This is a genomic window from uncultured Thiodictyon sp. (genome assembly GCA_903837595.1).
Taxonomy (GTDB): Bacteria; Pseudomonadota; Gammaproteobacteria; order Chromatiales; family Chromatiaceae; genus Thiodictyon.
In genome coordinates this window covers 1-7,362 of record CAILVI010000071.1, presented here as the reverse complement: position 1 = coordinate 7,362, position 7,362 = coordinate 1, and the positions used below count along the sequence as shown (strand labels likewise).

The 7,362-nt window shown below is 66.6% G+C and carries 6 protein-coding genes and 2 pseudogenes; 1 reads left to right on the top strand and 7 read right to left on the bottom strand.

Annotated features, from left to right (window positions below; genetic code table 11):
• From QZY44_RS03930 to QZY44_RS03910, 5 genes are all read right to left on the bottom strand, one after another.
• Positions 1–470: BatD family protein (locus tag QZY44_RS03930; RefSeq protein ID WP_295442526.1), on the bottom strand; the 470-nt coding region annotated here is incomplete at its 3' end.
• Positions 471–550: 80 nt separating this feature from the next.
• Entirely contained in the window at positions 551–2,572 is a 2,022-nt protein-coding gene (locus QZY44_RS03925) for a VWA domain-containing protein (RefSeq protein WP_295442524.1), read from the bottom strand.
• Positions 2,562–3,563: a VWA domain-containing protein gene (locus QZY44_RS03920; RefSeq protein ID WP_295442521.1), complete on the bottom strand. Its 1,002-nt coding sequence runs from the start codon at positions 3,561–3,563 to the stop codon at positions 2,562–2,564. The genes QZY44_RS03925 and QZY44_RS03920 overlap by 11 nt, the downstream gene beginning before the upstream one ends.
• A complete protein-coding gene (locus QZY44_RS03915) occupies positions 3,560–4,102 on the bottom strand; it encodes a DUF4381 domain-containing protein (protein ID WP_295442518.1) in 543 nt (180 codons plus the stop codon). The genes QZY44_RS03920 and QZY44_RS03915 overlap by 4 nt, the downstream gene beginning before the upstream one ends.
• Positions 4,103–4,175: 73 nt before the next feature.
• A complete protein-coding gene (locus tag QZY44_RS03910) occupies positions 4,176–4,931 on the bottom strand; it encodes a TSUP family transporter (RefSeq protein WP_295442516.1) in 756 nt (251 codons plus the stop codon).
• An 88-nt stretch (positions 4,932–5,019) separates the two neighbouring features.
• Here QZY44_RS03910 and QZY44_RS03905 point away from each other — a divergent pair, with 88 nt between their 5' ends.
• A complete protein-coding gene (locus tag QZY44_RS03905; protein WP_295442513.1) occupies positions 5,020–5,445 on the top strand; it encodes a hypothetical protein in 426 nt (141 codons plus the stop codon).
• A 318-nt stretch (positions 5,446–5,763) separates the two neighbouring features.
• Here the strand turns inward: QZY44_RS03905 and QZY44_RS03900 are convergent.
• Positions 5,764–5,970: pseudogene (locus tag QZY44_RS03900) on the bottom strand (DEAD/DEAH box helicase family protein); the annotation flags it as partial.
• Between the two features lie 320 nt (positions 5,971–6,290).
• Positions 6,291–7,313 (bottom strand): annotated as a pseudogene (locus QZY44_RS35610) (class I SAM-dependent DNA methyltransferase).
• Positions 7,314–7,362: the final 49 nt, after the last annotated feature.

Here is a 7,362-nt window from a genome sequence, read left to right as displayed (position 1 = left end):
GACTGCTGGACATAGGGCTTGGTAGCCTCGATTTGGGTGTCGACAAAGATCGGCTTGGGCGTGCCGCCTGCGTTGGCCTGATCCGCCGATACCACCTCTACCGTCAGCGCCTTACTCTGCCGGCCGCCTTGGGAGAGCGGCGGGATCTCAAGCTTGCCGGGCCGCCGCGGGGCCAGTTCCAGCGTCCATTCCTGGGTCTGGCTCATGGCCCCGTTGACGATGTTCATGCGGCTGCCACGGGACTGCCCCAAGACCTCGAAATCCTTGCTCAGAGGGGTCAGGTCCGGGTCGCCTGCCGACTGGCCGTCCGCGCTCAGATGCAGGGTCAGGGTCTCGTTGGCGCCGACCCGGGTCCGGTCCAACTCGGCGCTGAATCCGCCCGCCCGGGCGAGCGGGAGGGTCAGCAACAGCAGTGCCAGCAGGATCAGCCGGGAGGGCAGGGACTGGGGGCGGTCAATAAGGTTAGCCATCGGGGGCGCGCCTGTGTGGATCGATATAAGGAGGGGCGGGTTTCAAACCCGCCCGTACAGGTTTCAAACCCGCCCCGACGTCATGGCAACCGACCCTCGCGGCGCAGTTGTTGCAACAGGAAGCGTTGGCGCAGCAGGCCAGCGGGGTCGTCGGGGACACGTTGTAACTGGGCCTCCATGGCCTGCTGCTGCTCGCGGCTCTCCGGGCTCAGGTCGGCGGTGCCGGCGCGGGCCTGTCCAGTGGGCGGCGTCCCATCCGGCTTCCCTTCTTTGGCAATGCCGGTTTGCCCCGCCGGTTGGTCGGCTGGCGGTTTGGTCCCGTCGGGCAAGGTGATCTCGCGCTCCTGCTGACCCAGATCGCCGGGCTTGGGTGGCGGCGCCGTACCGGTCTGACCGGCCGCTGAACCCTGTGCATTCTGGGTGTCTTTGTCCGAGTCCTTGGCCTGCTTGCCGTCGGAGGTCTTGTCGCCGGACTCGGGCTTGGGTGGTGCATCCTTCCCGGTTTTCTGGTCCTGACCCTGGGCACTGGACTGGCCGCTATCGGGCTTCTGTTGGTCCGCCCCGCCCGGTTGATTCTGCTTGCCGCCCTGGTCTTTCTGATCCTTCTGATCCTTCTGGCCGTCCTGAGACTGCTGCCCCTTCTGGTCTTTCTGATCCTGCCCCTGCTGACCCTGCTGCTCCGGTTTGTCTTTAGGCTCGCCCTGTTTCTTTTGATCCCGCAGCTGCTTGACGAGCTCCAGGTTGGCGCGGGCGTCCGCGTCGTCCGGGGCCTGCTTGAGGGCCTGCTCATAGCCGGCGATCGCCTCGTCAAGCCGGCCCTGGCGGGCCAAGGCATTGGCGCGGTTGTAGTCGGCATCCGGCCCGCGGGCATCGGCCAGGTCCGCCACGGCCGCGGCATAGTCGCCGCTGCGGTAGCGGGCGGCGGCGCGCCAGTCGGGGTCCTGGAAACGGGCCGCGGCGGCGGCGGCGTCACCGGCGGCGAGCCGGCTGGCCGCCTGTTGGTCCGGGCGCTGCCACAGGTCATCCCAGCCGAAGGCCCAACTCGGGTGTGGCGGCAACACCAGGACCAGGGCCATGACCGGTAGCAGCCAGCCGCGCCGGAAGGCCAGTGCCGCGACGGGCAGCAGGACGAGCAACAACCAGGGGCCTTCCTCCCGCCACTGGTCGGCGACCAGGCCCTTTTGCTCGACCATGCCGGTCCCGGTGGTTGTGGCCCGCGGTCCGCTGTCGATGAGCGCCTTGGTGTCCTGTTCTCCCGGGTCGAAGTCCACATAGCGGCCATCGCCTGCTCGCGCCAGGTCCTGGAGTGCCGCGCGATCGAGTCGGGCCATCGCGATGGCACCACCACGATCGGCGGCAAAGCCCCCGTTTGCACTGGGCACGGGTGCCCCCTGAGCGGTGCCGACCCCGAGCACCGAGAGTCGATGTCCCTGTGCGACGAGCGCGCGGGCGGCCGCGTCGGCCGCCCCGTGGCCGCCCTCCAACCCGTCAGTCACCCCATCGGTGATCAGGATCACCTCACCGCCCGCCGCACCGGCCTGCGTCAGCAGGTCACCGGCCATCGCCAGTGCTCGCTCAGTATGCCGGGGGCCCGGGATCGGCAGCAGGTCGGTGGTGAGGCGCGGGACCTGATCGGCAATGGTGCGGGCGTCACTGGTCAGGGGTGAGACGATGAAGGGGTCCGGGCCGAAGGCGATCAACGCCACCTGCCCCTCGCGGGTGGCGGCCAGCAGGTCCAGGACCTCGAAGCGCGCCCGCGCCAGGCGCGAGGGCGCCACGTCGGCGGCGTTCATGCTGGGCGAGAGGTCGAGTAGGATGACGCGCTTGGCCGTGGTGGAAAACACCGGCTGTGGCAGGTGCTCGCGCACCGGACCGGCCAGGGCGCTGATCCCGATCAGCCAGGCTAGTGCCAGCAGCGTGAGTGGGCCGCGGCGTGGCCGACCTTCCTCGCCCACCAACAGGTGCGGCAGCAGGTGTGCATCCACCAGGCCGCGCCACGCGTTGGCGGCGGTGGCGCTGCGCCACAGCCCGAGCAGGACCAACAGCAGGGGCGCCAGAGCAAAAAACCACTGGGGGCGTAGAAAATGCAGTTCAGCCAACATCGCGCACCCCCGGCGTGCGCCGGCGCAGCAGCGCCGCCGCCATCAGCACACTCAAGCCCAGGGCGCCCGCCGCCGGCCAGACGAACAGCGACTCGCGGGGGCGGTAGGTGCGCTCGTCGCGGCGGCTGGGCTCCAGCCGGTCCAGTTCTTTATAGACTGCCTCCAGTTCCTCGCGCCCGGTCGCGGCGAAGAAGCGCCCGCCGGTCAGTTCTGCGATGCGCTTTAGGGTCTCGGGGTCATAGTCGTCGCCCTGGCGCATCAGGCGCACACCTAAGGGGGTATTGATGCCAATTTCACCGCCGCCGATGCCGATGGTGTAGACGCGCACCCCGGCCTGTTTGGCCAGTTCGGCCGCCGCCAGGGGCGCCAGGGCACCGGTATTGCTGGCCCCGTCGGTGAGCACGATCAGCACCCGGTTGTCTGCCGGCTCGGCGCGCAGGCGTTTGACCGCCAGCGCGATAGCGTCGCCGACGGCCGTCTCCTTGCCGGCCAGCCCGACCACCGCGTCGCGCAGCATGGCGGCCACCGTGTGACCATCGAAGGTCAGTGGCGTCTGCACATAGGCATTGCTGCCGAACAGGATGAGCCCCAGTCGGTCCTGGGTGCGCCGCTCGATGAAGCCGGCGGCCACTGCCTTGACCACCGCGAGCCGCGAGACCATGCGGTTGTCCAGTTCATAGTCCGGCTGCTCCATGCTGCCGGAGATGTCCACCGCGAGCATCAGGTCGCGCCCCGCGACCGGCAGGCTCACCGGCGCTCCGACCCACTCCGGGCGCGCCGCCGCCAGCACCAGCAGCAGCCAGGTCAACAGTGCGGCGGCGATCCGCCACGCGGACCGGCGCCCGGCCGTCGCCGCGGTGATTCCCGGCAGCTCGGCGTAGAAGGGCAGGCGCAGCGCCGCGCCGCCGGCGGGACGGGCCGGGGGCAGGAGATAGGCCAGCAGCGGCAGCGGCAGGACCGCGAGCACCCAGGGCCAGGCGAGTGTGATCATGCGGCGACACCTCGGTTGGCACGGATCCAGCGCTCGGCCAGGTCCCCTAGGGCGGCAGGGTCAGCGCAGGCCTGAGGTGTCGCGGCGGCGGGGTTGCGGTACGGGGACTGCGCCAGCGCCCGTCCCGGCCCCTGCGAGAAACCCTCGCCACCGCCGGTGGCATCGAGAAAGGCGAGCCAGGCCGTTCCGCTGAGTCCGGCCACCCGCTCGCGCGGGAACCGGGTCAGGGCCAGGCGCCGCAACAGCACCGAGATCGCCGCGGCGAAACCCAGCGGGTCCAGCCCCGCGCCCAGTTGTCCACGCAGGACGCGCAACTCGTCCAGCGCCACCCTGACCGCCGCGCCCCGGCGGCGCCGACGTCGCCACAGCCGCACGGCGAGCAGGAGCGCGACCAGGGCCACTCCGGCGACCAGCCACCAGCCCGGGGCCGGCGGCCACCAGGACACCGGCTCAGGCAGGTGCCAGTCACGCAGCCCGGCCAGCGGGTCGGGCATGGTCGGGGGGGCGTTGGCTACTGGAGTGAGTGCGGGATCGGCCATGGACGATGGTCAGCGCGTTGGCGGTCGGGCGAACGGCAGTTATAACCCAAATGGGTGGTGCTGCGGTCTTACGCTAACGTAATTGGTCAAGCAGGAGCTTGGCGGAGACCAAAAGCGAGGACACCACCAGCACCGGCCTCACCAGGGCGGTGCCGTGGCGCAGGACCAGGTGGGAGCCCAGCCAGGCCCCAAGCAACTGACCGGCGCCCATCACCAGCGCCATCGGCCAAGCGATCTGCCCGCTGGGCAGAAAGACCAGCAGCGCCGCGAGGTTGCTCGCGACATTCAGCAGCTTGCTGTGGGCGGTGGCACGCCGCAGGTGGTAGCCCTGCAACGCCACATAACCCATGGCGAAAAAGGTCCCGGTTCCAGGGCCAAAGAAGCCGTCGTAGAAGCCCAGCCCGAGGCCGACGGTGAGGGCGAAGGGTGTGGCGCCCAAGCGGCGTCGGCTGTCCAGGTCGGAGGCCCGCGGCGAGAACAGAAAATAAAGCGCAAAGCCGATCAGGAACACCGGGATCAGGCGCCCGAGAAAGGCGCTGTCCAGCTGCCGCACCAGGAGCGCCCCCGCGGTCGCGCCGCCGAAGGTGCAGAGCGCCGCGAAGGCCGCTGCCCGCAGCTCGATCTGCCCCTTATGGATGAAGTTCAGCGCCGCGGTCCCGCTGCCGAACACCGCCTGGGCCTTGTTGGTAGCCAGCGTTGCCACCGGCCCCAGCCCCGCCCACAGTAGGGCCGGGATGCAGATCAGCCCGCCGCCCCCGGCAATGGCGTCCACGAAGCCGGCCAGCAGGGCGACCAGGAACAGCAGGCCCAAGAGGTCGATTGATACCATGGAATTTGAGTCGGTGATTGCGTGACCTTGAGGGCGGTGCTATGTTCAGGCGTGCGTTCAATGTCTGCAACCACCTGGAGTATCGGCCATGAAGAAACTGATGACGTCCGTCTGTGCGCTGTTCGTACTCATCTGCGCATCGACTGCGTTTGCCGGGCAGGATATCCCCTCGCTGACGGGCACCTGGACGGTGCAGTCTGAGGGCGGCATCATCGTGCGGGGAGACCAGCCAGGCAAGGTCACTCACTGGGAAGAAAAACAGACCTCGCTCATCGGCGAACTCACGATCCTGACTCAGAATGGACGCACCCTGTCCGGCGTCTTCAAGTCGCCCAAGGCGGAAGAGCGCTTCATCGGCGTCATTGGCCATGACAATGTCAGTCTGCATTTCGCGGATGAGGATGGCATGTTCGATGGCAAGCTCATCGATCAAAACACGATCGAATCGGTGTACCGCCATGTCAAGGCGACGGATACCGTGGTGGCGGTTGGCATCTGGAAGCGCAAGCAGTAGCCGGCACGCCAGATCATTCGTGTCGAAACGCCGACCGGGATGACACCGCTGCGCGGTGTCATCCCGGTCGGAGCTCTGCGCCGCAAGCGGCGGTGGCTGGAACGACCCTACTCAGGGTCAACCAGTTCAGGTTGATAGGTCACGTCAAACACCATATCGGTTAGCCAGCGTTTGAAGTTCTGATCGTCGCTGAAGCGCTTGAACAACTCTGTATGGTCGGCCAGCAAGTCCAGAACCACCCGGTTCAGCGCCTTGTCGTGCTCCAAACGTGCGTTCTGCTTGTCTGACTGCCGGATAATGACCAAAGATCGCGGCAACGTGATCATAGCCTTTGATCGTCTTGGAAATCTGGGTGTCCAGCGTGCGCCGGTCGGTGATGACGATGACCGAATCGAACAAGGCGGTGTTGGCATCGTCGGGCCGCGTCAGTTCCACCAGTTGATAGGCCAACCAAGCGATGGTGTTGCTCTTGCCGCTGCCCGCCGAATGCTGAATCAGATAGCGTTGACCGACACCCTCTTCGCGACAGCGGGTGAGATTGCGGGCGAACTGATCCGCGGCATTGGTATTGCGCGGCGTCGGTAGGAACTTGTATAGATCGACACTGACCGGACCATGATCGACACCCTTGCGCAGCACGTGGACCACCCCACGCTTGGTGATCTCGCCTGGCAGTCGGTGCAGGAACCGGGCGCGTTTGATGCCCCCTTGCGCGAGTTCCAGCGCCGCCACCGCCTTGGGCTGGGTCGCCTCCAGGAAAGTCAGCAATTGCACCACATCCAGTGCACAATTGCGGTCGTAATCCCTCGCCTGGCCCAAGACATAGCCGCCGACTCGGTAATGGCTCAGCGGGTATTGCACGGCGCTGTCGGGTAGCGATCCAGCACGCGGGCGATTTCGGCCTCGCCCAGTTCGTAGTTCTTCTTGCCGAGGTTGCGGCGCAGCGGCGGATACCAGGCGGTGGCGTCGATCAACTGCACCTTGCTGCGGCGATAATCGGCCTTGCGGTTGGTGAGAATCCAGATGTATGTCGCGATGCCGGTGTTGTAGAAGATGTTGAGCGGCAGGGCGATGACAGCCTCGAGCCAGTCGTTCTCGATTGCCCAGCGGCGGATGTTGCTCTCGCCCTGCCCCGCGTCGCCGGTGAAGAGTGCGGAGCCGTTGTGTACCAGTGCAATGCGGCTGCCGCGCGGGGTGTGGCTGATGTTTTCAGCCCCTACGCCTTCGCCCTTGAGCAGAAGATCGGCCTTGCAGATGGCGTAAGTCTCGGGGTTGATTTCCTGCCCGAAGAGGTTGATCGTCACCGTCTGACCCCGCGCGGCGGCGAGTTCGAGCAGGATTTCCTCCGCCAGGGTCAACATACCGCCGGTTCCACAGGCACCGTCGTAGAGGGCATAGGATGTCGACTAGATCTGCCCGGCCACCGGCAGGAAGAGCAGTCGGGCCATCAGGGTGACAACGTCACGGGGTGTGAAGTGCTCGCCGGCCTCTTCATTGTTCTCTTCGTTGAACCGGCGAATCAGCTCCTCAAACACGGTGCCCATACCGTGGTTATCGAGTGGGGGCAGCTTGACCCGGCCGTCTTCATCCCTGATCGGCAGGGTCGACAGGTTGATCTCGGGATTGAGAAAATCGCTGATCAAGTGGCCCAGTATATCGGCTTCCACCATCCGCTGGATCTGCTCGCGGAAGGCGAACTTATTCAGGATCTCCTGAACATTGGGCGAAAAGCCGTCAAGGTAGTCGATAAAGTCATCGCGCAGGCGTTGGCCGCGGGAGCTCGACTGTAACCTGGCCAGGGCGGATTCCGAGGTGTTGTAGAATGCCTGGCCGGCGGCCATGCACAGGGCGCCGTGCTGGTCATTGATGCGATGTTGGTCAAGAAACCACTTTTGCTCCAGTACGGCATCCTTGGTG